Consider the following 24,287-nt stretch of genomic DNA (forward strand, 5'->3'; position numbering starts at 1 on the left):
TCCCGACGAGAACGTCGCCAGGGCGCTAGCGACCGAGCTCCTCGACGAGGGCCGCGACGCCCTGGTCGATCTCGGCGTCGGTGAGGTAAGGCGCGGGGCCGATGCGGAGCACGTCGCGCCGGGCGTCGACGAGCACGCGCCGGGCGCGGAGGCGCTCCACGACGTCGCCCGCTCGCGCTGAGCGCACGCCGACGAAGCCGCCCCGGCGCTCGGGCTCGCGGGGCGAGACGACGTCGCCGCCGCGGCCCGCGGCGTCGAGGAGGTCGAGGATGCGCCCGGTCTGCCGGAGCGATATCGCGCGCAGCCGGGGGACGGTGAGTCCGAAGCGATCCCAGTGCTCGATCACCGCGGCGGCGCGGTAGAGCGCGGAGGGGTCGAACGTGGAGCCCGCGAATCGCGCGCCCCCGGGCGCGTACGCGACGCCGCCGCTGCTGCCCGCGAGCGAGCCGAAGTCGGCGAACCAGCCGGTGAAGACCGGGCGCAGCCCGCAGCCGTGCGGGACGCGCATCCAGCAGATCCCCTCGCCCATCGCCGCGTACTTGTAGCCCCCCGCGACCGCGAAGACGTGAGGCGCCGCGCTGCCCCACGCGAGCGGGACGACGTTGAACGCGTGGTAGACGTCCACGAGCGGGACGGCGCCGATCTCGGCCGCGCGCGCGACGATCTCGTCGAGCCGCGGCACCACCGTCGCGCTCTCGAAGAGCACGGCCGAGATCGCGAGCATCGAGGTGCCCGGCCGGAGCGCGGCGAGCAGCCGCTCGGCGAGCGCGTGGCGCGGCTCGACGCTCACCCAGTCGATCTCGACGCCCTCCTCGGCGAGGCGGGCGAGCTGGCGCCTGAGCGAGTGGAACTCGCCCTGCGTTGTGACGATCCGGAGCCGCTCGCGCCGAGGGAGCGACGTGATCAGGCGGTAGACGAGCTCGTGCGTGTTCTGGCCGAAGGCGATGGCGTCGCCGCGCTCGAAGCCCATCCGCTCCAGGATCGCCGCGCCGACCGCCGCGAGCCTCGGCAACACCGCGGCGTCCCACTTGCCGTCGACGAGCCGCGCGGCGTCGTCGAAGCATGCGGCGAGCGCGTCGCGCGCCACATCCGGCCAGGCCTGGTGCGAGTGCCCCGTGAGCAGGACGCGCGGCGCCGCGCCCCCCGCCGGCGCGAGGAAGCGCGAGTACGCCGCGCGAAACGCGTCGAGGTCGAGAGAGAAGCCCTGTTCCACGTCTCCTTGCATTCCAGCTCTTCGGTCGCGGCGTCGCGGCGAACACGCAGGGCGACGAGGCCCCGCACGCGCTGCCGCTTAACCCACTTCGATGCCCACTTCCACCCAGTCGGTCCGTGGGGTGCGGTGCGTTGCGCAGGATGCGTGGATTGCGTCCTCGACGCGCGTGGCGCGGCTGGAGCGCTCTGCCACCTGCCCCACGCGCGCGCCGACAGCCCAGGCGGCCGGACGCGAGAGGACCCGCTTCTGCACGAGATCGAGCATCAACAGGGCAGGCTCCTCGCCCCGTCATGACGTGCTCGCCGGGGCGAGGCGGCGGCGCGCGCGGCGGGGGCGCGCCTCCGGCCGGTCCGATCATCGTAGGGGGAGGTAGCTCTCTCGGAGCCATGTGGAGCGGCACGCGCTCCGGATCGAGGTGGGAGGTTCCATGACGGGCGAGGATTGCTGCGGCGCGGGAGGGGGGCCGGCGCGTCAGCGCGCTAGACTGCGCAACCTGCCGATGCGACCACGCGCGGAATACCTCGAAGGGCTCGTCGACCTCACGTCCCACGACGACCCGAACGTCCGGCGCGCGCTCTTCCGGCAGACGATCGCCTCGCTGGCGCTCGTCGATGCGCTCGATGGATCGACCCCGCTCGACTCCCTCAGCCCGGATGGCCTGCTCCGGAGCGTCCAGACCGCCATGGCCGACGGGCTGCTCGACGATCTGAGCTGGCTCGCGCCGGCCGCGGCGAGCGTGGCGCTCTACGAGATCGCCGGGGCGCTCCCGCTCGGGCCGGAGCGGCGCGAGCTGGGCAGGCGCGTCCTGGGACAGCTCTACGCCGGCAACGCGGCGACGTTCGTCGCGCTCGCGACGCGCATGGCGGCCGGCTCGGCCCGCGGCCTGTCCGGGGCAGGGATCCGCGCCCGCGTGATGCTCTCGCTCTGGCTCCCCGCCGGCACCGACGTCCCGGTCGAACCGCTCGCGCTCCTGCTCGCTTCGCGGCGCGAGCTGTCGCGCGACTGGATCGCCGCGCCATCGACCGGCTCGCTCCCGGAGCGGCGCCTCGCCGCGCGCCTGCTCGAGCGCGCTGCCCGCGAGGCGACCCGCCGGGCCATGCAGGGCGACGACCTCCCGCTCCGGCTGTTCCGCAACGTCGGCGACGGGCGCCGGCGCGACCTCGACCGCAGCGCCGACGGGATCGCGCTCGCATGGCAGACGCTCCTCGCCGATCGCGAGCCGCTCGTGTGGCGCCACGTCGCCGCGGCGCGAGGGCTGCTCGCCGGGGTGCTGCCCGACTTCGCCGAGGAGGTGCGCGCGCTGCTCGCCCAGGATCTCTCCCCCACCGAGTGGCGGCGCGGCGCGGCGTCGCTGGCCGCGAGCATCGCCGTGGATCCGGACGGCGCGCTCGGACGCGCGATCGAGCTCCTCCGGAGCCCGCTGCTCGCCGCGGACCCGGGAATCGCCACGGCGATGGCCTGGGGGCTCCCCGTCGCGGCCGACGCGGAGCCCGAGGCCGCCGACGCGCTGCTCGACGAGATCGCGCGCACGTCCCCGATGGCGACGGCCGAGGCGATCGTCGAGCTCCGGCGCGAGCTGCGCGGCGTGATGAGCCGCGGCGAGCCGTTCGGCGCCCGCGCCGCGGCGCGCTGCGCCCGCGCGCTCGAGGACGCGCTCGAGGCCCCGCCCAGCGCGCACGTCCGCGATGACGGGCTCGCGGCGCTGGCGCGCGTCATCCACCGCGACCTCTCGATGGACGGCGCCGGGGTGGCGCTGCTGCGGGGCGCGCTCGACGGCGCCGTCGCGGCGTTCGTCGAGACCGGCCCGCGCGACGCGCGCGGCCGCGCGCTCGAGGCCTACGCCCTCGCGACCGAGGTGGTGGGCGCGCTCGAGGAGATCGAGCTCTGCGAGCACGACGACGCGCAGAGCACCGCGGGGCGCAGGGCCGCGGTGGGGCTCGTGCGCGAGCTGGACGCCGAGCTGCTCGGCTCCGGCCTGCTGAAGAGCCTCCTGCTCCTGAACCGGCGGCCGAGCGAGGACGCGACCGGGGTCGCGTCCCTGGACGATCTCGACGAGCGGCTCGCTCGCTGGCTGCTCCGCGCCGAGGGGTCCGCCGCCCGGGCGAGCACCTCGCCGCCCCTGCACGTCACCGTGCACCAGCGCAACCTGCGCGCGCTCATCCACCTGATCGACGGCGAGAGCACCGACTTCGGCAGCGAGCCAGAGCTCAAGGCGCGGGTGCTCGCCCGCTGGACGGGCGCCATCGGCGTGCTGCTCGACCGGCTGCGCGCCGAGCGCGGCTCGTCGCTCCGCCGCGCCATCGCCGCCTCGGTCGCCCGCGGCCTCGACGCGCTCGTGCGCGAAGGCGCCGCCGACGCGGCCGACATCTTCTTGCACGCGGCGATGCGCGGCGGCGACCCCGACGACCTCGACGTGCTCGGTCAGGCGAGCATGCACCCGGACGTCGCCCAGCTGCTGCGCGCCTACGCGCGGTTCGCGCGCGGCGGGCGCGACGGCGGCGCGCGCGCGCCGGAGGGCGACGCCGCGGCGTCGCGCCGGTCGCCCCGACAAGCCGGCGTCGACGCGGAGCTCGCCGAGGCCGAGCGCGCGCGCGTGGCGCTCGAGCGCATCGCCGCCCTCGAGGCGCTCGTCACGGCGCTCCCTGCGGGCGCGTCGCAGCGCACGGAGATCGTGCGGGGCGCGCTCGCCCGCCTCGCGCGCGCGCTCGGAGCGATGAACGCGGCCCGCGCGCTCAGCGCGCTGACCGGCGCGGGTGACGGCGACGCGGACGCCTCGCCGCTCGCCGCCCTGGAGGAGGCCCTGACACGCCTCGCGCAGCTGACCGCGGGCGCGCGCCGGCGCTGCGGGGAGCACCCTGCCTCCGCGCCCTCCGGCGCGACCGAGCCGCTGCGCCTCGCCATCGAGGTCGCGCTGCAGGAGGAAGGCGACGCGGAGCCGAGCGTCGCCGCGCCGATCGAGGCGCTCGTCTCGGCCGCGCGCGCGAGCGTCCCGAGCGCGCTCGCCGATGTGATCGCCCTCGTCATGCCGCGCGTCCTGCTGCTCCCCGTCCGGCGGCAGAGCGCGCCGAGCGGGGTCGCCCTGCCCGAGCAGCCGCTGCCCGCGTGGCTGCCGAGCCGGCGCACGCTCGGCGGCTTCTACGTGCACCGCCAGCTCGGCGGCGGCTCGCTGGGGACGGTGTTCGTCGTCACCCGCACCGAGGAGCGACACGATCCGTCGGCGGAGCGCTTCGCCCTCAAGGTGCCGGAGTACGATCACACGGCGGCCAGGAGCGTCTCGGAAGCCGACTTCCTCCGCCTCTTTCGAGAGGAGGCGGGCGCGCTGCTCTCCCTGCCCGATCACCCGAACATCGCCCGCTTCGTCACGTTCGACGCGGGCGCCCGCCCCAAGCCGATCCTCGTGATGGAGCTCATCGAGGGCATCCGCTGCGACAAGCTGCTCGACGCTCGAGGCCTCACCTCGCGGAGCGCGGTGGCGCTGCTCGACGGCATCCTCGCCGGGCTGGAAGCCATGCACGCCGTCGGCGTCGGGCACCTCGACATCAAGCCGACGAACGTGATCCTGCGCGGGGGACGCGAGCCCGTGCTCGTCGATTTCGGCCTCGCCGGCCGCCACATCCGCCCCGGCTGCGCCACCGGTTGCTACGGCGCCCCGGAGATCTGGGGCGTCGTCCCCGCCGGGGTCACGCCCACCCCGCTCACGGCCGACGTCTACAGCTTCGGCTGCCTCGCCTACGAGATCCTCACCGGCAAGACGCTGTTCGACGCGCCCACCGAGGTCGCGCTCATCACGGCGCACGTCACGCACGACGGGCTCCCTGCGCCGATCAAGCGCATCGCCGACGATCCGAGGACCGCAGACATCGCGGCGTTCATGTATGCCTGTTTACGACACAACCCGAACGATCGCGCGAACGCTTCCTCGCTGAGGGAAATGCTGCTGCGGATCACCGGCCAGCTCGCTGACCTGAGATGGCCCCTCGACGACGAGCGGGCTGCCAGGCCCAACGCTGGTGGGCACCGGAAAGTCCATGCAGGAAATTCCTGATGCGCTTTTCCTCTGAATCCTGTCGGCTCAAAGAAGGATTTAAGCAGTAGGTTGTCTCTCGGCGGCGCGTTCGGGGGGGCCGCGTATCAGGCCGCCATGGCCCCCGGGTCAGCGCTGCTCGATCCCCATCGACGTCTCGGCGCACCCCGGCGGCCAATCTTTCTCGATCGCGGCTGAGCGCTGGAGTCGCGCCTCGCGATGCTCTAAGGGCGGCGTCGTTGATCTCCGCGCTGAAACCGCCTCGCGACGAAGCCGAGCTCCGGTGCCGGGCGGCCGCGCTCGCCGGCCTGACGCTCGCCGATCTCGCACGCGCGCTCGGTTGCGCCGTGCCCCGCGGCGGTGTGCGCACGAAGGGCGCCGCCGGCGCGCTCGTCGAGCGCGCGCTCGGCGCGACGGCCGGCTCGACGTCGAGGCCCGATTTTCCCCACCTCGGGATCGAGCTCAAGACGATCCCCGTCGAGGTCACCGGGGCGCCGCAGGAGTCGACGTTCGTCTGCTCGATCTCGCTGTCGGACGCCGATCGTGCGGAGTGGGAGACGTCGCGCGCTCGCGCGAAGCTCGCCTGTGTGCTCTGGGTCCCGATCATCGCGGCTCCGGGCCTGCCGAGCGAGGAGCGACGGCTGGGCGCCCCGCGGCTCTGGCGGCCGACGGACGCGCAGGAGCGCATCTTGCGCGCCGATTTCGAGGACCTGATGGGGCTCATCGGCATCGGCGCCGTCGAGGCGCTCACCGCGCACGCGGGGCGCTGGCTCCAGGTGCGGCCGAAGGCCGCGAGCGGGCGCTCGCGGACGCTCGCGTTCGGACGCGACGGGGAGATGATCGCCGCGCTGCCGCGCGGCTTCTACCTGCGCCCCAGCTTCACCGGCGCGATCCTCGGCGATCCGGCCGCGATCCCGGCGTGACCGGAGAGCCCCCGCCGCGAACGGGCGGCCCGGCGCGCGTCACTTGCAGGGGACGACCTTCTTGGAGCCGTCCGGCATCGTGGCGGTGCATGTCTCCAGCGAGAGATCGTCGTTCACGGTCGGCGTGACGGTGCGCGGCGGCGCCGGCGCATCCACGGCAGCCCCCCCAGTTTCTGTGGGGCGCGTGCGCCCTCGCCCGCCCGCGCCGGCGCGCGGCGGCTTGCCAGCGCTGGCGCTCGGCGACGTCGTCCCCGCTGCGGACGGCCCGCTCCCCGCGTCCGCCGCTGCCTCGGTCGAGCTGACGCCCGCATCCGATGCGCCTGCGTCCACCTCGCTCGCGCTCGCCGCGCTCGCGCCCGCGTCAGCGGCCGATGCGGCGGCCGCAGGGACAGCGACCGTCGGGATCGCGGCGGCCGTGTCTGGCGCCTGAGGCGCCGTCTCCGTCGGCGCGCCGGGGGCCGCGGTGGCGCCTGACGAGGGCGCGTCCGCCGGAGCGGTCGCCTCGCTCCCTCCCACGGCGAAGCGGCTGCGCTGGAACTGGAGCGCGCCCCACGCGCCGACGAGGACGGCGACGGCCCCGACCCCCACGTAGAGCAGCGTGCGCCCGCGGCGCGGGGCCTCTTCCTCCACCGGAGGCGCAGAGCTGCCCGTGCGCGCGCCCCTGTCGCTCACCGACGGCCCGCCGCTGCTCGCGCGCGAGGCGCGCGAGGTCCGCGTCATGGCCGCCCGTGAGGCCGGCGGAGGCAGATCGAGCTCCACGGCGTGCTGGCGAAGGATCCCGCCGATGGTCGTGCGCGTGCCCGGAGCGGCGAACGGCGCGAGCGCCTGAACGAACTCCGCGATCGACTGGTAGCGATCCTCCGGCTCGCGCGCGATCGATTTCTCGATCACCTCGACGAGGCCCTCCGGCACCTCGGGGCGGAGATCCTGGAGCGCCTCGGGCGGCGACGTGTAGATCTTCGCGCACAGCTCGGGGAAGCTGTCGGCCACGTACGGCGGCCTGCCGCCGATGATCTCGAAGAGGCACACGCCGAGCGCGTAAATGTCGGTGCGAGGATCGACGCTCTTCGAGGAGCGCATCTGCTCGGGGGACATGTAGAGCGCGGACCCGAGGATCGTGGTCGTCTGCGTGAGCGAGACGTTGCCGGTGTCGCCGGTGAGGATCTTCGAGACGCCGAAGTCGAGCACCTTGATGAGCGGGGCGCCGTCCGGGCGCTTCGTCAGGAACAGGTTCGCCGGCTTCAGATCGCGGTGGACGATCCCGAGCGCGTGCGCCTCCGCGAGCGCTTCGCACGCCTGGACGATGTGATCGATGCACTCGCCGATCGCGAGCGTGCCCGCCTCGGCGGCGTGGCCCGCGAGGTCCATGCCGTCGAGCAGCTCCATCACCATGTACGGCTCGCCGCTGTCGAGGGCGGCCACGTCGAGCACGCGCACGACGTGGTGCGTCTGCAGCTTGGCGACCGTGCGCGCCTCGCGCATGAACCGCTCCGACGCCTCGGTGTACGACATGAACTCCGGGAGCAGGAACTTGATGGCGACACGCGTATCGAGATCGAGGTGCAGCGCCTCGACCACGAGGCCCATGCCTCCACGGCCGATCGTGCGCTCGACGCGGTACTTGCGCGCAATGACGGTGCCAGGCGCAATCGTGTAGACGTTGTCAGCCTTCGGTTCCCCCGGGCCGAGCGGAAACGCAGCCGTCTCCGGGCCGACCGAGACTTCTCCTTCGGTCGAGTCCGGCTCACCAGAGGAGGGCGCCATCGAGCTAAGGTATACACGTCGCGCTTCTCCGAAGCGATTCCCCTCACGCCGCAGGAATGCAAAGAGCTGCGAAAAACCGCCTCCCAGGTGGGACGCGGGCGCGGCACAGGCGGAATCAAGCGCAGCCCAGGGCCAGCCTGCGCGCCTCACGCACCGCCGCACCGCGGACGACGCGCTCCTTGGGTCCGAGATTGTGAGCGCCGATGACCGCCAGGCCGTTCCTTCAGGTTCGGCTCAGCGGTCGGCCCGCGCTCGTGGCCTCTCGATGCCGGTTGACAGCGAGCTCAACGGGTGCGCGCCGGCGGAGTCCGGGATCGGCGCATGTTCGCCGTCGAGGAGGTCCGGTGCGGTCCCTCGGTGCCGTGCGCCGGGGTTTGCCGCGTCGCCTTGAGGTTGCCGAGATCGGCCTCGATCTCGACGCCGAGCGCGCGGCAGCGACGGATGAGCCGCTCCAGATCGACCCCCGCCTCGATCAGCAAGCCCGACGGGGGCGACGGATCGACGAACATCTCGGCCGCCGGCCTCCGCGTGCGGAGCAGCTCGCGGATCTCGGGATCCTCGATCCAGAGGAAGCCGGAGGCGCCGACGAAGCTCGCCTTGCCGATGACGACGCTCGCCTGGATGAGCATGCGCGAGATGGTGTCCGGCAGCGGCGCGACCGCCTCGATGCGAGAGCGCAGGGCGTCGCTGTCGAGGCCCACCGACAGCGCGCGCGCGATCGACGGCGGCGTGAGCAGGAGATCGACCTGATCGCCGACGCGGCCGATCTCGGCGAACGACGAGAGCCCGAGCACGGCAGCGACCTTGGCGCTCAGGCCGACGCGCAGCGCGTGCGCCTCGACGAACTTGCTCTTGCTGTTGTCCGAGCTCGGCGCGGAGCCCGCGAGGAGCGCCCGCCCGCGCGGCGTCAGCCGGAGCGCCAGCTCCGCGCTGGCCACGTCCTCGGCCCCGCCGAGATCGATGATCCCGAGCGCCGGCAGCGACTCCAGCGCGATCCGCCGCGTGATGTCGGGGACCTCCGGCGCCTCGACCGAGGCGCGCTCGGCCCAGCGACGGACCAGCCGCTCGACCCCGGCGATGCGCTCGTCCGCCGCCAGGTAGCCCTGCAGCGACTGCCAGGGGACCCAGCGGCCCTCGCCGAGGTCGTGCAGCGCGTCGAGCACCATCTCGCGGAGCGCGCCGATGGGGCTCGCGTCGCGGTTGTCCGAAGCGACCCGGAGCACCTCCCGCTCGGCGCGCGCTTCATCCCACGCGCCGCCGCGGCGCCACGTCGTGAACAGGAGCGGCGTCAGCTCCTGCACCTGGAGCGAGCCGGGCGGCGTCGCCGGCGACGCGGCCGAGGCGTCCCAGAGCCCGACGGCGCGCGACAGCGCTGCGACGAGCGCGACGCCCTCGACGTCCCGCCCGAAGCGCTGCGCGAGCCGGACGAGCAGCGACCGCGGCGTCCCGACGCCGGGGCGCACGTCGCTGCCGGGCTCGCGCACGCAGTACGCGAGCGCCAGCGCGAGCATCCCGGGATCCGAGGCGAAGCGAGCGCGCCGCGGGGCGTGATCCTCCTCCAGGACGAAAGACCGGATCTGCTCGCGCCGCTTCTCGCGCATCCGGCGGCGATCCGCGCCGACGATGGCGGCCACCTCGGTCGGCACGACGTGCCGGTTCGGATGGATCGGGATGAGGAAGGCGCGGCGCTCGAGCGCGAAGCCCGCGCCGCGGCGGCTCGCCGTCACCCCGCTCGCGCTGCGCAGGCGCATCGGCTCCCGCTCCAGATCGAGCAGCTCCTGCGTGTCCACCTCGCCGCCGACGGCCTCGATGGACTCGAGCAGGCGGCGCTCGACGGGCGCGAGGCGATCGATCTCCTCGCGGAGCCGCTCCGGAGCGCTCAGCGTCTCCCACGCGTTCTCGAGGGACAGCGCGATGGGCGGCGTGGCCGGGCGGCCGAGGTAGTGCGTCGCGATCGCGCTCATCGTCTCGAAGGGCGCCTGCGCGAGCAGCGCCCGGATCGCCCGGGGGTCCTCGCTCTCCCAGCTCTTCAGCTGGACGAGGAACGCCGCCGGGAGCACGAGCTCGATGCCCTCGTCGGTCTTGCGCGCGTAGACGACGCCACGGGCGATGAGCGGCTCGAGCCCGGCGGGGAGCGAGGGGACGACGAGCACGCCGCCCGCCTCGGCGATGCGATGGAGCAGCTCGCGGCTGGCGGTCGGGAGCCGCGACGGGTCGCGCACGTCGGGGAGGCCGACCAGCGCCCGCGCCGCCTGAGAAGGCGCGTCGATGCGCTTCGCGGCGTCGATGCGGATCCCCATGCGTGTGATGAGGCCCTTGAGCTCCGACTCTGGGAGGGCGCGGAGGATGGCGTCGAGCCGCCTCGGCGACTCGTCGAGCTCAGCCTCATCACTGCTCGCCATGCCTCCCGATTCGCGTGTCACCCGACCTTGCTCCTCATCTGCAGGATGCCCCCGCCCCGACTGTCGTCCGTTGGTCGTGGTCATGCGCTCGACTTGATCTCCCGGATATCCGATGACCCGCGTTAACCAACGGAATAGTCAGCCTCCTACCGTACACCAGGATGCTCGTCCAGCTTCAAGAAATCGAGCACTTTCCTCCTCCGAACACAATTTTCTCCCATCGCAATTTCGCTCGCTGGCACCGCGGCGCCTCCTTTTCGTCTGTTCTTTGTGTGTTCGCGTCTGCTCGCGTCTGTTCACCCCGCTGTGGTTCGCGTCGTCCTCCCACGTTCCTCCCACGTTCCTCGCACGCTCACCCGCTGTTCGCCCGATTCACCTCAGGCATCTCAGCCACGCATCTCGCGCGCTCGTCTCGTGTACCGCGACCGCACGAAACCGCACGCAATCACACGCGCTCGTACGCAATCGCATGCGGCCGCGGGACAGCGCTCGCCGTGCCGTGGTGCGCCACGCGCGCCTTCGCCTCACGCGACGCTCGCCACGATTTGCCCCTCGCTCGACGTTGGCGACGTCCGCGACGTCGGCCGCACGACGCCCTCCGCACGACGCCCGCCGCGCGATTCCGCCTCGGCGTGGCTGGCCCCGTCGCGTGGATTCCGTCGCACGCCACGCTCATGACGCCCCGATGCCGCGCGCCTGCCGTCCTCGTCAGGCGGAGCCGACCGGCTCGCTGGATCGCTCACGAGGAAGGCTCGGCGACGAGCCGCGCTTGCCTTCCCGCGGGCCCACGTGGGAACGTCGCATACCTCCTTGATTTCCTGCCCCTGTTCGAGGCGCACCATGCTGTGCTCCACACCGCACGCCCGAAGCAACGAGCCCTCCCCCCCGCGCGCACGCCCGCAGATCGACGCCATCAGGCGACTCCTGAGTGACTCGGCGCCGTTTGCGCCCATGGCGTCGAGTGGAGACCCATCTTGATTCTGCGCGACCCAGTCCACGGCTTGATCGAGTTCGAGAGCGGTGAAGCGGCCATCGTTCCGCGCTTGCTCGGCGCTCGGGAGGTGCAGCGGCTGCGGCGCATCCGTCAGCTCGGGCTGACGTCGCTCGCCTTCCCAGGCGCCGAGCACACCCGCTTCTCGCACGCGCTCGGGGCCGCCCACGTGATGCGCCTCCTGATCGCGAGGCTCCGTCAAATCGATCGCGACCTTCCGTTCTGGCAGAGAGTGACCAGCGACCGCGCGCGCGACGCGATCGCCGCAGCGTTCCTGCACGATCTCGGCCACGGCCCGCTGTCGCACCTCTTCGAGGAGGCCATGCCGGGGGCGCTCCACCACGAGCGCTGGACCGAGCGCATCCTGCTCGACCCGTCCTCGGACGTGCACCAGGTGCTCGTGCGCCAGGATCCCTACCTCCCGCGGCGGGTCGCCGACCTCATCGGCGGACGGCACGAGCTGCCGTACCTCGCCAAGGCGGTGAGCGGCACATTTGACGTCGATCGCTGCGACTACCTGCTGCGCGACGCGCATGCGACGGGCGTCAGGTACGGCGAGTACGACCTGCCATGGCTGCTCCGCAGCCTCAGGTTCAGCGACGTCCAGGTGGAGATGCCCGGCGGCGGCGCCGCGTCTGCCCCGCCAGCGCCCGCGCTCGCCATCGACGGGACGAAGGGGATGAGCGCGATAGAGTCGTTCCTGCTCGCCCGCTTCTTCATGTTTCAGCAGGTCTATTTCCACAAGACGACGCGCAGCGCGGAGTGGATGATCGGCGCCATCCTGCGGCGCGTCGTCACCCGCCTCGCCGCCGGGGACCGGATCCCCGAGGTCCCCACGGCCGTCGCCGCGATGGCCGTCGGCGAGATGCCCACCCTGGAGCAGTACCTCGAGCTCGACGATCAGGTCCTGCTCGGGGCCATCCATGCCTGGGAAGCGGCGCCCGATCCCGTGCTGTCCGATCTCGCCCGCCGCCTGCGCGTGCGCTCGCTCTTCAAGTCGGTCGAGCTGTTCCCGGAGCCCGGCGAGTCGCCGGCCGAGCACGACGCCCGGCGCGCGGCGGCGCTCGAGACCGTGCGCGAGATCGCGCAGAGCGCCGGGCTCGACCCGGAGGTGTACGTCGGCGTCGACGTCGCCGAGGACACGCCCTACGCCGAGGACGCGTCGCTCATGGTCGTCTACGCCAAAGGGCGCCCGCGGCGCCCCGCCGAGGTGTCCTTCTTGCTGGATCGGCTGCGCAACGAGACGATGACACGCACCCGGCTCCTCTTCGCGCCCGAGCTGCGGGATACGGTGCGGGAGGCGCTGATACGCTGATGACCACCAGGAACAAGGCAGCCCGTGGATCGTCCGAGCCCACGCGCCGCGCCCTCACCAGAGCGGTCGCCGGCGTCGCAGCGCTCGCGGTGCTCGCGGGGGCGTCCACGGCGCATGCGGAAGGCGACGGCGCGTACGGCCGGCTGGACGGAGACCTCGATCTGCGCGCGGGCGCGGGCGCGTCGTTCGCGGACGGCGGTCCGGCGCTCTGCGCGCGCGGCGCCGCGGTGTACCTCTCGACCGCAGGCGTGTACGCGCACTACACCGACGCGCTCGGCGCAGAGGGAGCGCCCGTCGCGCGCTCGATCGCGACCGGCGTCTTCATCCAGCCGCTCTTCCTCGCCCGCTATGCGAGCGATCTCGAGCGCAGCGCCCCCTGGCTCGACCTCTTCATCGATTCGGTGGCGCTCGGCGTGGGCTCGTTCTGGGAAGCGCCGCCCGGAGCCGGGCTCGCCGCGGAGCCCGGGCTGGAGCTCTCGCTGTCGCTCGACGTGCCGCTCCTGGGAGACGCCACAGGCCCGTTCCTCGGCCTGCGGGGTGCGCTCCGCTTTCGCGGGCCGGAGCTCTCGGGCGACGACGGCCCGCGCGACGCGCAGCGGGCGCTCCTCTCGGTCACGCTCGGCTGGCATCACGTCCTCCGCGCGCACCTCGTCGACGCAGGCGACCGCGCCCCCGCCCAGGGGGCGGCGCAGCGCGGCGTGGTCGGCGCGAGGACCCGTTGAGCGCCGCGCTCGGCGAGCTGCGCGCGGCGCTGGTGGCCGCGTTCCGCGCCGGGCTGACAGAGCTCGACCCAGCTGGGCTCGTCGAGCGCGCGCTCGACGTCGAGGCCGGAGCGCACCACGGCCGCGTGTTCGTGATCGCGGCGGGGAAGGCGGCGCCCGGCATGGCCCAGGGGGCGCTCCGCCGCTGGGGTGACAGGATCGCCGGAGGGCTCGTCATCACCGTCGCGGCCCCGGCGCTCGCCGCGCGCGATGCGACGACATCGCTGGCCGACCCCGGGGAGGCCGCGCTGCGCCCGCTGCGCGTGATGCGGGCGGCGCACCCCGTCCCCGACGCGCGCAGCGTGGACGCGGCCGAAGCGGCCCTCGCCGTCGCGGCCGCGCTCGGGCCCGAGGATCTGTTGGTCGCCCTCCTCTCCGGAGGCGCCTCGGCGCTGCTCGCCGCGCCGCCTCCGGGCGTGTCCCTCGCGGACAAGCAGGCCGTCGTCGCCGAGCTCCTGGAAGCAGGCGCGCCGATCCAGGACGTCAACCTCGTTCGCCGCCACCTGTCGCGGATCAAGGGTGGGCGGCTCGCGGCGGCAGCGGCCCCGGCGCGCGTGCTGACGCTGCTCATGAGCGACGTCGTGGGTGGACTCCCGCACGACGTCGGCTCTGGCCCCACCGTCCCGGACCCGACGCGCGTGGAGGAGGCGCTCGCCGCGCTCGCTCGCTGGGCCCCTCGGTTCGCGCGGCTCACGCCCGCCTTCAGCGAGTCGCTGAAGCCAGCGGACGCGCGGCGTCTGGAAGCGCGCGTGCTCGCCGATCCGGACACGCTCGCGGAGCGCGTGGCGGCGGCCCTCGCCGACAGGGCAGGGCTCCGCGCCACCGCCGCCCCCGCCGAGGACGGCGACGCGCGCGCGATCGTGGAACGTCGCCTCGCGCTCGCGCGCACCCTCGCTCCCGGCGAGGCGGCCGTGATCCCGTGCGAACCGACGCTGGCGCTGTCGGCCCACCGCGGGGCCGGCGGCCGCGCAGGATGGATCGCGCTCGCTGCCCTGCGCGGCTTGCCACCGGACGTCGCGCTCCTCTGCGCGGCCTCCGACGGCGTCGACGGCAGCTCCGGCGCCGCGGGAGCGGCCGTTGCCCGCGCGGCAGCCGCCGCGATGGACGACCGCACGATCGACTCCGCGCTCGCGCGCTTCGACGACGCCGTCGTTCACCGCGCGCTCGGCACGCGTGTCGAGACGGGCCCGACAGGTCACAACCTCACGGACTTGCACATCGTCGCGCGAGACTTCCTCCGAGGCGCGCGCGTGCGCTGACGCCGCAGCGCGCGCTGCGGCGCGGCAGCGCCCTCACTGCGGCTCGGTGACCGCGGCCGTGGTGTCGCCCATCGCTTCGCGCACGGCGAGCGCGAGCGCGCAGCTGTTCGCCTGCCGCTGCCGCGCATCGAGCACGCTCCCCTCGACCGAGGGCGTCCCCCCGATGAGATTGCCGCTCGCTTCGCGGCGCACCCGCAGGATGGGCTTGCCGTCCGACAGCCGCCACACCCCGACCCGCGCCATGTGCGGCACCCCGAGCAACGCCTCGGTGCTCGCCGCTCCCTCGGCCGGCTCGTCGAGGACGAGGAGGTAATACTGCGCCCGCGTGAGGAGCTCCGCCGCGAGCGGAACATCGTCGCGCATCGTGTCCTCGAAGCTGGACTCCAGCAGCCGCAAGCGGAGCTCGCTCGAGGCATCCTGTGCGTCACGCACCCACTCGTCCGAGAGGACGTGCATCGTCCTGTAGGCGACGCGCAGGTTGAAGGGCTGCGCGGGCCTGGAGCAGCGCTCCGCCTCGTTGCAGTACTCGCCCGTCGGGCAGTCCCGCGTGCGCTTGCACTCCGCGCCGGCCAGCGGGTTCGGGTTCGGCACACGCAAGAGACATGCAGTGAACGCGTCGCGCAGCGACTGCTGCGCGTTCTTCCGGACGGCATCGACGCCCGTGGCCTCGTCCACCCGGAGGCGCAGGTAAATACCCGCAAGCTCACGGAAATTCCACGTCTTGAGCGCCTCCCGATCCACGAGATCGGCGCCGGCGCTCCGCGCCAGATCGAGCGTCCAGCCCTCCACGCGCTCGCGCATGGGGAACCAGCGCGGGCCGAGCTCGACGGCGACCGCGCGCTGGCGCGCCATCAGCTTCTGGCGCGCGCTCTCCATCTGCCCCTGGGACCACTTCCAGTGGAGGATCGCCGAGACCGCCAGGACGAGGGCCGTGTAACCCCAGAACTTCGCCGGGGGCCAGCGCATCTTGGAGCGCGCCTCGCGCGCCTTGTAGACCGACGGCAGGCCGCGCTCGCGGGGCGGCTGTTCAGAGGACATAGCAGAGGCTCCACGCAGGAGGCCCCAGCCCGATCACCCGAGCAAGGCAGCCTCCTCCACACGAGCCGCGTAGAGGGGAAGACCGCGCCGAGCGCGCCGCTGGAGCCACCACGTTCCATGGTGACCGAGGCCGCCGGGAGTCGCCCGGCGTACCCCATCCTTCTGTGCTCGATAGGTCAAGAAGCGGGGATCACTGCGACTTCGGGAGCTTGCTGACCATGAAGCTGACGTTCGGGTAACCGGCGAACGCCGCCGTCTGGAACACGCTCTTCACGACCAGCGCGGGCACGTTCTGATCGACCTGGAGGATGCACACGCCGGGGAACGGCTTGTTCGGCTGCACCTGCTTCCACAGCTCGCGCTTGTTCTTGAGCAGGTTGAAGAGCTCGTCGATCTTCTGAAGCCGCCCGAGCTCCTCGATCGCGCGGGTCGACCCGGCCAGGGCGCCGTCGACGAGGATCTGGTTGCCGTTCACGGCGACCATCGGCGCGTCGATGACGTCCTCGACGTTCTCCGCCTTCGGGAGCTTGACGTTCTTGTCGACGGCGATCTCGCCTGACGCCGAGAAGGACATCAGGAGGAAGATCACGGTCACGACGAGGAAGTCGATGAAGCTCACGAGGTTGAGCCCCGCGTTCGGGCTGCGAGCGCCGTGTCCGGACACCTTGTTCCACACGAACCGGAGCGGCACGCCCTTCATCAGCCGGCGGCCCGGCTGGTGGATCACGTGGGCGTGGGGGTTCTTGTGGTGCTTCGGATTGAACCTATCCATGTGCGCGCTCCTGCCTCAGCGGACCGAGAACGTCATGTTGAACACGGGGACCTGCTTGTTCCCATCGGGCAGCCGCATCTCGCGCTTGGGCGCGTAGAGCGCGTCGAGCACCGCGACGATCTCCTTGAAGGGCGTCCGGTTGTCGGTGTGGAGGATGGCCTGGTCGAGCTTCTTGTCGCTCGGATCCCGGTGGCCGCCGTGGGTCTTCCACTCCTCCTCGATCCGCTTCGCCAGCTCGGGGTAGCGGACGATCTTCGAGCTCGCGTCGCCGATCTCGACGGGCGACTTGTTCACCTTGACCTCGTTGACCACCGTCGCGCCCTGCTTCCACACGAGCCCGAACTCGCTCTCGCCGATGTGGAGGTTCAGCACCTTCTCCGGCGTCTGCGGGGTGAGCTCCTTGTTCGGGTCCGGAGGGCCAGGGACCTGGGCGTCCGCGTTCATGCGCGAGTTGGTGACCCAGACCGCCGTGATCAACAGGAATGCAATCGTGACCATCAGCAGGTCGATGAACGGGATCATGTTGATATCGCTGTTCGTCGACCGCTTCTTGCCACCACCGTCGCCGACGTCTACGCCGCCCATATTGCCTTCCCAACGTGAGCCTGAGCTCACCTATCCAAGTTGTTCCGGGGAACGCCCTGCCCGCAGCTCGCGGTGGGGCACCATGCTGGGTCTGACTTCGTCGCTCTTCCGAAGTTCCCGGGGCCCCGGCGGCGGAAGCCGCCGTCCGGGGCTTCGAGGCACGAGAGCGGGCCCAGGCGACATCGCGCGCGGAGGGCGCTCGACGACCCGGGCCCGCCGAGGACCATCAGGCAGCCGCCTGACCCACTGCTGCGACATTCACCTTCTGACGGTTCGCGACGACGAGGTTGAGGATCTGCACCGACGCCTCGTTGATGTCGTCCTCGATGTGCTGCGTCTTGCCGTTCAGCACGGCGAAGCCGATGAGGCCGATGATGGCCACGCCGAGGCCGAAGGCGGTGCAGTTCATGGCCTCGGAGATCCCGAGCGCGAGCACGCGGGCCTTCTGGCTGGGGTCGACCGACTCGCCGGCGACGGAGCCGAACGACTTGATGAGGCCCGTCACGGTCCCGAGGAGGCCGGAGAGCATCGCGAGGTTCGCGAGCAGCGCGAGGTACGAGGTGCGCGCCGAGATCTTCGGCAGCTCGCGGAGAGCCGCCTCGTCCATCGCCGCCTGGACCTCCTCGTCGGGACGGTTCACCTTGACAAGGCCGGCCTGGACGATGCGGGCGAGCGGGGCGTTCGCCGCCGAACACATCTTCACGGCCTTGGCAACGTCACCCGCCAGGATGCACTTCTGCATGGTGGCGAGAAAGACGTCCTTGTTGATGGACGAGCCGAACAGGTAGAGGGCGCGTTCGACGATGATGCCGATCGTGAGGATCGACCAGAACAGGATGGGCCACATACCCCACCCACCCTCTTTGAAAGCTTCATACGCTCCGTGCATTGCTTCTGTCCTCCAGTTCGCCTCGCGTCCCCGGGATGAGGTTTCGCGCAACTCGATCGGTTCCCTTTGTCAGACTCGTGTTGCCGAGGGGCGGCAGTCTTTCACTCACACGTAAAGACGGATGAGAGGCCTATTTTGCTTGGCGGCGCTGGCCGTGGACGGCGTGCTGCTGTCGCTCTCTGGCGAGATGCCCACGGGACGCTAGCCGAGCGGCGCCGACCTCTGCAAGAGTCCTGATCGTCTCTTCTGGTGCCGGCGCGCGGCGCCGTCCCAGCTCTCCCACCTGTCGTCCAAGACTGACTTCGCGTCGTCGCGCCAGGGGCCCTTTCATGGCTCTGGGCGCGGCTCCCCGTTCACCGCAGAGCGTGCCGCCTTGTGGCCGAGCTACGCCGACGCGCCCGGGGGACTCGCGCATCTTCGCGATTGAGACCCGGCGCCGTCAAGAGAGATTTGGCCACACGTGAGCGCTCTGATACGGGCAAAACTTTACAACAATCGCGGGGTTATGTCATGATCGGCCGGGAGCGATGCGGGCCGACCAGCGGCAATGCCGCGAATTTCAGGGGGCGCAGCGCTCGCATGACCACCGCCGGCCCGACCGCGCGCCGCGGCAGTGCGCGCCGCGTCACCCGGGAGCGAGCGCAGCGGCTCATCCGCCCGGACGACGCGGCGATGGCAGAGCACGGTAGCCCGCTCAGGCGCCGGCAGCCGGAGCGACTCAGGGGTCTCCGGACTTACCTGTCCGGCCTCGGCGCGGACGGCGCCCCTCCGCGCGGCCGGGGCGAGCTCGCCGTGAGACACGCTGGTTCTTGCGGCGATTTTCGGCGATCTCGGCCTCGCGGCTCGGGGCGCGCCGGCATCGCCGAGCTTGCACACGGGATCGGGCGGCAGTTATAGTCGCCGCGCCTGGAGATTGTCGGGCTTCTGACGACGCTGAGAAAGGGACTTCGAGGATGCGTCATCTGCTGATGTTGGCGGCCGAGGGTGGTGGCGAAGGTGGGATGTGGGAGGCCATCAAGCACAATCCGACCTTCCTGATCGCGAACCTGGTCGTCTCCGCGGTCGTGGTGACCATCATCATCGAACGAACCGCGTTCCAGCTGGGACGCTACCGCGTGAACTCCAAGGAGTTCTTCGCGCAGGTCAAGAAGCTGGTGGCGGCCGGCAACATCGACCGCGCGATCAAGCTCTGCGACGCGAGCGACTACCCGATCCTGCAGCTCGTCAAGGCCGGCCTGACCCACGCGAACAAGGGGGCCGACGAGATCGACGCCGCCCTCAGCGAGAAGCTGTCCGAGCTGAAGCCGGCCGTGGAGAAGCGCATCGGCGCCCTGTGGTCGCTCGCGAACATCGCGACGCTGATCGGCCTCATCGGGACGGTCTCCGGCCTGATCAACACGTTCGCCTCCATCGCCGCCCAGGGCCTCTCGCAGGCCGACAAGCAGCGGATGCTCTCGAACGGCATCGCGGAGGCCATGTACAACACGGCGTTCGGCCTCGCCATCGCGGTCGTGTGCATGATCGCGCACGTGCTGCTCCACACCCGCTCCAAGAACATCCAGCACGATCTCGAGTCGACGACCGAGCGCGTCTTCAACCTGCTCACGATCAGCAGCAAGCCCGGCTACTAGCCCATGGCGGACCCGCAAGACGTCCCGCTCAGCTCGGCGCAGCGATCGAAGATCCGGCGCCTATCGCAGCCCAAGGAGCCCGATGCCGGGGAGGAGGCCGGCGAGCTCAACGTCGTTCCGTACCTCGACATCATCACGAACATCCTCATCTTCGTGCTCGCCAGCGTGTCGGTGACATTCGTGTCGTCGATCGACACGACCCCGCCATCCATCGGCGGCGGCAAGGTGCGCAGCGAGCTCTCGAGCAAGGCGTTGAACCTCTCCGCGTTCATCACCAGCCAGGGGATCTCGCTGAAGACGTCGAGCGGCAACATCGCGACCGGCTGCCAGGACGTGGGCGGCGGGGTCACGGTGCCGAAGGCGAACGACAGCTATGACTACCCCGCGCTCACGGCGTGCGCGAAGCGCCTCAAGAACGCCCGCCCCGAGTTCAAAGAGGAGACGCAGGTGACGATCACGGCGAACCCGGGCATCGACTACAAGACGATCATCGACGTCATGGATGCGCTGAGGAGCGACGACGGGGAGGTGCTGTTCCCGGAGGTCCACTTCGGGGTGGCCCGATGAGCGCCGAGCAGCGACCTGCCCCGCGGCCGAGGGCGAGCGTCGTCCGCTACAAAGCGGCCCTCCGGAAGGCGATCCGAAGGAACCGGCGGGAGCCCGAGATCGACTTCCTGAACATCACGGCGATGCTCGACCTGATGACGATCATCCTCGTCTTCTTGCTGAAGAGCGTGGGATCGTCGGCGGCATCCATCCCGCAGTCGAAGGACCTCACCCTGCCGAAGTCGGTGATGCAGGCCGAGCCCTCCCAGGAGGGTGTCGTCGTCATCGTCTCGAAGTCGCAGATCCTGGTCGGCGAGGATCCGACCCCGATCGTCGTGCTGCCCAACCGCGAGCAGCTCGCGCAGTCGGGCGTCGACGCCAAATACAAGCGCAGCGGCCCGAACGATCTCTACATCGTGCCGCTGGCGAACGCGCTATCCCACGCGCGCGAGACGGACAAGGCCATTCGCGCAGCGAAAGGGCTCGATCCGTCGTCGTCGGAGGCGATCATCGTCGCCGACGCAACCACGCCGTACCGCCTCCTGATCGAGGTCCTGTTCACCCTGGGGCAGAGCGAGTTCGGCAAGTACCACCTGATGGTCCTGAGCGGCGGCCGCAAGCCGTAGCCCCCTCCCCCGCCCTTGCGGTGCCGGAAGGCCCCGCGAGGGCCACGCCGAGCACCAGCATGGATCTACCCGTGCCCCCCAGTGAGGGCGCGCTCCCCTGCGCGCCCTCATGAATCGGCCGGTGCTCCCCGACCGGCGCGCTCCCCCTGCGCGCCGTCGCCCTTTCAGTCCACCGCGAACAGCTCTTCCAGGTCGGCCTTGGTGAGCTTCTTCGCGCCGCCCGCGTCCTCGCTGAGGACGGAGGCGACGAGCTGGCGCTTCTTGTCCTTGAGCAGCAGGATCTTCTCCTCGATCGTCCCCTCCGCGATGAGCCGATAGGCCGTCACCACCTTCGTCTGCCCGATGCGGTGGGCGCGGTCGGTGGCCTGCTGCTCGACCGCCGGGTTCCACCACGGATCGAAGTGGATGACCGTGTCGGCCGCGGTGAGGTTCAGGCCCGTGCCGCCCGCCTTGAGGCTGATGAGGAAGACCGGCACGCTCGGATCGCTCTGGAAGCGCTCGACGCGCTCCGCCCGGTCCTTCGTGGAGCCGTCGAGGTACTCGTAGGCGACACCATCCTCCTTCATCGCCTTCTCGATGAGCCTCAGCATCATCACGAACTGGCTGAAGACGAGGACCTTGTGCCCGCCCTCGACGGCGTTCGAGATGAGCTCCCGGACCGCGACGAGCTTGCCCGAGTCGTCGTCGCCGAACTCCCGCGGCAAGCCGAGCAGCCGCGGGTCGCAGGCCGCCTGCCGGAGGCGGGTGAGGCCGGCGAGGATCTGCAGCTGGCTCTTCGCGAGGCCGACGCGCTCGACCTCGCCGAGAACCTGCGCCCGCACCTCGCGCGCGACCTGCATGTAGAGCGCCCGCTGCTCGCCGGTGAGATCGCAGATCTGATCCATCTCGATCTTCTCGGGAAGATCCTTGGCGACCTCCTGCTTCGTGCGGCGCAGGATGAACGGGTGGATGGCGGCGCGGAGCCGCTGCGCGGTCTTGTAGTCGCCCGCCTCGATCGGGCGCGAGAAGCGGGCCTCGAACTTGTCGAGCGAGCCGAGCAGGCCCGGCGAGACGAAGTCGAAGATGGACCAGATCTCCGAGAGCCGGTTCTCGATGGGCGTGCCCGTCAGCGCGAGCCGGCGCTTCGCGCGGAGCCGCTTGGCCGCCGCGGCGGTGGCGCTCATCGGGTTCTTGATGTGCTGCGCCTCGTCGAGGATGGCGTAGCTCAGGTCGAGCTGCGCGAGGAAATCCTCGTCGCGACGGAGGAGCGCATAGCTCGTGATCACCACCTCCGCGGCCTTCACCTCGTCGATCTGATCCTTGCGATCGGCGCCGTGCCAGAGGGCGACCGACAGCGAGGGCGCGAACCGGGCGAGCTCGCGCTCCCAGTTCGTGACGACGCTCGTCGGGGCGACGATCAGCGCGCGCATGTGCTTCTCCTCCTGCTTGACGGCGAGCAGGAGGGCGAGCGTCTGGACCGTCTTGCCGAGGCCCATGTCGTCGGCGAGCACGCCGCCCGAGCCGATGTCATGGATGAACTTGAGCCACGAGAGGCCGGCCTCCTGGTAGGGACGGAGCGTCGCCTTCAGGTTCCTGGGCCGCTTGGTGCTGCCGATCTCGTCGATGTTGCTGAGCTTCTGGAACAGCTCGCGCGCGGAGGCGGTCACGTTCGATCCGCTCGCGTGCTGGAGGAGCTCGTGCACCCGCCCGGCCTGCGCGAGCGGCAGCCGGCCGTTCTTGCCGGCCGCCATCATCAGCTCGACCTCACGATCGAGCATCGCGCGCACGGCGTCGGGGTCGAACGCGGCGAACGACCCGTCCTCGAGGCGGACGTAGCGCTTGCCCTCGGCGAGACAGCGGCGCAGCTCGTCGCGATCGACGCCGACGCCCTCGCTCTCGAAGCTGAGCTTGACGTTCAGCCAGTCCATCCCCGAGGTGACCTTGGCGAAGACGCCGATCGGCCTGCCGCGCACCTGCGTGTCGACGAGATCCTCGGGGACGAAGAGGTCCCAGTCGTCGGGGAGCTCGGCGAGCCCCTCGGTCCAGAAGGTGAGCGCCTGGTCGCCGTTCGCGATGAAGCCCTGGCCCGTCTCGTCCGGCTTGAGCCCGAGGGCGAGCAGCTTGCTCGCCGCCTCCTGCTGCGCGGCGATGTCCACGCGGATGCAGCGGGCGCGCTTCATCCCCTCCTCGGGCGGCTGCACGAGCACCGGGGGCGACATGCCGTCGGCGCGCACCGCGACCTCGGCGTCGCCGTAGGCGGCGGTCAGCGTGACGCGCGCCTCGATGAGCGAGCCGCCCGCGCGCATGCGGAACGTGGGCACGAGATCGACGACCTCGGCGATCTGGTTCAGGTCGGGCAGCTCCGCGCCGACCTCGAGCGCGATCTTGGGCAGCCCCTGCATGATGATGCGGGCCAGCTCGCTCATCGGCTCGCCGATGGTCGGCGAGCGGAGCAGGCGGCGCATCGCCGCGGGGGAGACGCGCTTGTCGATGCGGCGCGCGAGCCCCTCCTGCGTGTCGATGTGCCAGCCCGGCCAGCCCTCGAACCACCCGCCCTGCAGCAGCGAGAAGCGGCGCTTGTCGTTCCCCCGCTCGAAGCTCGTCTTCACGATGATGGTGTCGCCACCGACGGTCTCGAGATCGAAGCGCGGCCGCAGGCTGTCGTCGCCGAAGCGGAGCTGCATCAGGGCCGGCTCGAGCAGCACGCGCTGGCCCTCGAGCAGCGGGAGCAGCTCGGCCACGTCCTCGCCGCGGATGTCGACGGCCGGGTGGCGCGGGTTGCCGCTCTCGAACCGGGCGAGCAGCCGGAGCGCGTCGCGATCCGGCGTCGGATAGAGCGCCTGCCAGGCGAGCGCCGCGGAGGGCAGCACCGGGACGCGCGCCTCGGCGTCGAGGACGGTGACGGTCAGCGCCCCTTGCCGCACGTGGAGGCGGAACTCCACGCGCCGTGCCCCGGTGACGCCCTCGGGCGGAAGCCAGGCGCCGATCCCGGTCTGCTTGGCCGTCGCGTCCAGGATCGGCGCCGCGAGGGCGACGGGTGAGCCCGGCGGCCCGTGGGAGCCGACGACGGTCGGGACGGGCGCCGCCGGCGTGATCGCCAGGCGCCCGCGGCGGTCGCGACGGCGCACGCGCTTCAGGGCGTCACCGCCGGCGTGGGCGGTCTGCGGGACGAGCGCCGGGATCGGCGGCTCGCGCCGCGGCTGCGCGCCGCGCGCCTGGTCGCGGATGCTGATGAGCAGCGCCGCGACGTGCTTGCAGTGCTGCCCGGCCTTCTGGAACGCCGGACAGGAACATTGCGACTGGATGCCATCGGGCGATAGCTCGACCTTGACCGGATACGGCTCTGAGTCGGCGGCGCGGACGGTGCCGCTCGCCATCGTCTCGTTGATGGAGATGTCCTCGACGACACGGCGGCGGAAGTACTCCAGCCCGCGGAGGAAGGTGCGGGCGCCAAGCAGCCTTCGCAGGCCACGATCGCTGAGGGTGGAGAGTGCGTCGGAGATCGGAGGCGGCACGTCGTGGGCTCGGGATACGGGTGCGGCGGCAATTCGCCGGGATGGGTCGGGTGA

17 protein-coding genes are annotated in these 24,287 nt (G+C 71.7%); 8 read left to right on the forward strand and 9 right to left on the reverse strand.

Annotated elements, in window-relative coordinates:
• Positions 1-25 precede the first annotated feature (25 nt).
• On the reverse strand, positions 26-1,225 hold the full coding sequence (locus tag ACSRUE_RS32750; RefSeq protein WP_441287029.1) for an aminotransferase class V-fold PLP-dependent enzyme: 1,200 nt from the start codon (positions 1,223-1,225) through the stop codon (positions 26-28).
• Between the two features lie 66 nt (positions 1,226-1,291).
• On the reverse strand, positions 1,292-1,477 hold the full coding sequence (locus ACSRUE_RS32755) for a hypothetical protein (protein ID WP_441287030.1): 186 nt from the start codon (positions 1,475-1,477) through the stop codon (positions 1,292-1,294).
• Positions 1,478-1,640: 163 nt separating this feature from the next.
• Here ACSRUE_RS32755 and ACSRUE_RS32760 point away from each other — a divergent pair, with 163 nt between their 5' ends.
• Complete coding sequence (locus ACSRUE_RS32760; RefSeq protein ID WP_441287031.1) at positions 1,641-5,258, forward strand: protein kinase domain-containing protein; 3,618 nt, start codon at positions 1,641-1,643, stop codon at positions 5,256-5,258.
• 218 nt (positions 5,259-5,476) lie between these two features.
• The gene (gene mutH / locus ACSRUE_RS32765; protein ID WP_441287032.1) at positions 5,477-6,160 is read left to right on the forward strand and encodes a DNA mismatch repair endonuclease MutH; all 684 of its coding nucleotides are present in this window, start codon (positions 5,477-5,479) and stop codon (positions 6,158-6,160) included.
• 39 nt (positions 6,161-6,199) lie between these two features.
• Here the strand turns inward: mutH and ACSRUE_RS32770 are convergent, their stop codons facing one another.
• Complete coding sequence (locus ACSRUE_RS32770) at positions 6,200-7,924, reverse strand: serine/threonine protein kinase (protein ID WP_441287033.1); 1,725 nt, start codon at positions 7,922-7,924, stop codon at positions 6,200-6,202.
• Between the two features lie 284 nt (positions 7,925-8,208).
• Entirely contained in the window at positions 8,209-10,326 is a 2,118-nt protein-coding gene (locus ACSRUE_RS32775; protein WP_441287034.1) for a hypothetical protein, read from the reverse strand.
• Positions 10,327-11,300: 974 nt separating this feature from the next.
• Here ACSRUE_RS32775 and ACSRUE_RS32780 point away from each other — a divergent pair.
• From ACSRUE_RS32780 to ACSRUE_RS32790, 3 genes are read left to right on the forward strand one after another with little or no spacing between them, the layout of a single operon-like run.
• Positions 11,301-12,632, forward strand: a complete 1,332-nt coding sequence (locus ACSRUE_RS32780) for an HD domain-containing protein (protein ID WP_437768152.1) — start codon at positions 11,301-11,303, stop codon at positions 12,630-12,632.
• A complete protein-coding gene (locus tag ACSRUE_RS32785; RefSeq protein WP_441287035.1) occupies positions 12,632-13,354 on the forward strand; it encodes a hypothetical protein in 723 nt (240 codons plus the stop codon). Before ACSRUE_RS32780 ends, ACSRUE_RS32785 begins: the two co-directional genes overlap by 1 nt.
• Positions 13,351-14,652: a DUF4147 domain-containing protein gene (locus ACSRUE_RS32790; RefSeq protein ID WP_441287036.1), complete on the forward strand. Its 1,302-nt coding sequence runs from the start codon at positions 13,351-13,353 to the stop codon at positions 14,650-14,652. The genes ACSRUE_RS32785 and ACSRUE_RS32790 overlap by 4 nt, the downstream gene beginning before the upstream one ends.
• 33 nt (positions 14,653-14,685) lie before the next feature.
• Here the strand turns inward: ACSRUE_RS32790 and ACSRUE_RS32795 are convergent, their stop codons facing one another.
• From ACSRUE_RS32795 to ACSRUE_RS32810, 4 genes are all read right to left on the reverse strand, one after another.
• Positions 14,686-15,690, reverse strand: coding sequence for a hypothetical protein (locus ACSRUE_RS32795; RefSeq protein ID WP_441287037.1), 1,005 nt, complete (start codon positions 15,688-15,690; stop codon positions 14,686-14,688).
• A gap of 190 nt (positions 15,691-15,880) precedes the next feature.
• Entirely contained in the window at positions 15,881-16,462 is a 582-nt protein-coding gene (locus tag ACSRUE_RS32800; protein WP_020735583.1) for an ExbD/TolR family protein, read from the reverse strand.
• Positions 16,463-16,477: 15 nt separating this feature from the next.
• Positions 16,478-17,047: an ExbD/TolR family protein gene (locus ACSRUE_RS32805; protein ID WP_437300011.1), complete on the reverse strand. Its 570-nt coding sequence runs from the start codon at positions 17,045-17,047 to the stop codon at positions 16,478-16,480.
• Between the two features lie 226 nt (positions 17,048-17,273).
• Positions 17,274-17,894, reverse strand: a complete 621-nt coding sequence (locus ACSRUE_RS32810) for a MotA/TolQ/ExbB proton channel family protein (protein WP_231864858.1) — start codon at positions 17,892-17,894, stop codon at positions 17,274-17,276.
• A gap of 1,010 nt (positions 17,895-18,904) precedes the next feature.
• On the opposite strand from ACSRUE_RS32810, the gene ACSRUE_RS32815 reads away from it, so the two are divergent.
• From ACSRUE_RS32815 to ACSRUE_RS32825, 3 genes are read left to right on the forward strand one after another with little or no spacing between them, the layout of a single operon-like run.
• Positions 18,905-19,567, forward strand: a complete 663-nt coding sequence (locus ACSRUE_RS32815; protein ID WP_272098212.1) for a MotA/TolQ/ExbB proton channel family protein — start codon at positions 18,905-18,907, stop codon at positions 19,565-19,567.
• Between the two features lie 3 nt (positions 19,568-19,570).
• Positions 19,571-20,134, forward strand: coding sequence for an ExbD/TolR family protein (locus tag ACSRUE_RS32820; protein ID WP_437768156.1), 564 nt, complete (start codon positions 19,571-19,573; stop codon positions 20,132-20,134).
• On the forward strand, positions 20,131-20,739 hold the full coding sequence (locus ACSRUE_RS32825) for an ExbD/TolR family protein (RefSeq protein ID WP_441287038.1): 609 nt from the start codon (positions 20,131-20,133) through the stop codon (positions 20,737-20,739). The genes ACSRUE_RS32820 and ACSRUE_RS32825 overlap by 4 nt, the downstream gene beginning before the upstream one ends.
• A 164-nt stretch (positions 20,740-20,903) precedes the next feature.
• Here the strand turns inward: ACSRUE_RS32825 and ACSRUE_RS32830 are convergent, their stop codons facing one another.
• Positions 20,904-24,233 (reverse strand): DEAD/DEAH box helicase, encoded by a 3,330-nt coding sequence (locus ACSRUE_RS32830; protein WP_441287039.1) that lies wholly within the window; start codon positions 24,231-24,233, stop codon positions 20,904-20,906.
• Between the last annotated feature and the right edge of the window lie 54 nt (positions 24,234-24,287).

The sequence above is a fragment of the Sorangium sp. KYC3313 genome (genome assembly GCF_052075895.1).
Taxonomy (GTDB): domain Bacteria; phylum Myxococcota_A; class Polyangia; order Polyangiales; family Polyangiaceae; genus Sorangium; species Sorangium cellulosum_B.

What these genes read in the sequence shown, in the direction of transcription:
- ACSRUE_RS32750 (WP_441287029.1), bottom strand. Translation starts at nt 1,225, where the DNA reads ATGCAAGGAGACGTGGAACAGGGCTTCTCTCTCGACCTCGACGCGTTT.
- ACSRUE_RS32755 (WP_441287030.1), bottom strand. Translation starts at nt 1,477, where the DNA reads ATGCTCGATCTCGTGCAGAAGCGGGTCCTCTCGCGTCCGGCCGCCTGG.
- ACSRUE_RS32760 (WP_441287031.1), top strand. Translation starts at nt 1,641, where the DNA reads ATGACGGGCGAGGATTGCTGCGGCGCGGGAGGGGGGCCGGCGCGTCAG.
- ACSRUE_RS32770 (WP_441287033.1), bottom strand. Translation starts at nt 7,924, where the DNA reads ATGGCGCCCTCCTCTGGTGAGCCGGACTCGACCGAAGGAGAAGTCTCG.
- ACSRUE_RS32775 (WP_441287034.1), bottom strand. Translation starts at nt 10,326, where the DNA reads ATGGCGAGCAGTGATGAGGCTGAGCTCGACGAGTCGCCGAGGCGGCTC.
- ACSRUE_RS32785 (WP_441287035.1), top strand. Translation starts at nt 12,632, where the DNA reads ATGACCACCAGGAACAAGGCAGCCCGTGGATCGTCCGAGCCCACGCGC.
- ACSRUE_RS32795 (WP_441287037.1), bottom strand. Translation starts at nt 15,690, where the DNA reads ATGTCCTCTGAACAGCCGCCCCGCGAGCGCGGCCTGCCGTCGGTCTAC.
- ACSRUE_RS32800 (WP_020735583.1), bottom strand. Translation starts at nt 16,462, where the DNA reads ATGGATAGGTTCAATCCGAAGCACCACAAGAACCCCCACGCCCACGTG.
- ACSRUE_RS32805 (WP_437300011.1), bottom strand. Translation starts at nt 17,047, where the DNA reads ATGGGCGGCGTAGACGTCGGCGACGGTGGTGGCAAGAAGCGGTCGACG.
- ACSRUE_RS32810 (WP_231864858.1), bottom strand. Translation starts at nt 17,894, where the DNA reads ATGTGGCCCATCCTGTTCTGGTCGATCCTCACGATCGGCATCATCGTC.
- ACSRUE_RS32815 (WP_272098212.1), top strand. Translation starts at nt 18,905, where the DNA reads ATGTTGGCGGCCGAGGGTGGTGGCGAAGGTGGGATGTGGGAGGCCATC.
- ACSRUE_RS32820 (WP_437768156.1), top strand. Translation starts at nt 19,571, where the DNA reads ATGGCGGACCCGCAAGACGTCCCGCTCAGCTCGGCGCAGCGATCGAAG.
- ACSRUE_RS32825 (WP_441287038.1), top strand. Translation starts at nt 20,131, where the DNA reads ATGAGCGCCGAGCAGCGACCTGCCCCGCGGCCGAGGGCGAGCGTCGTC.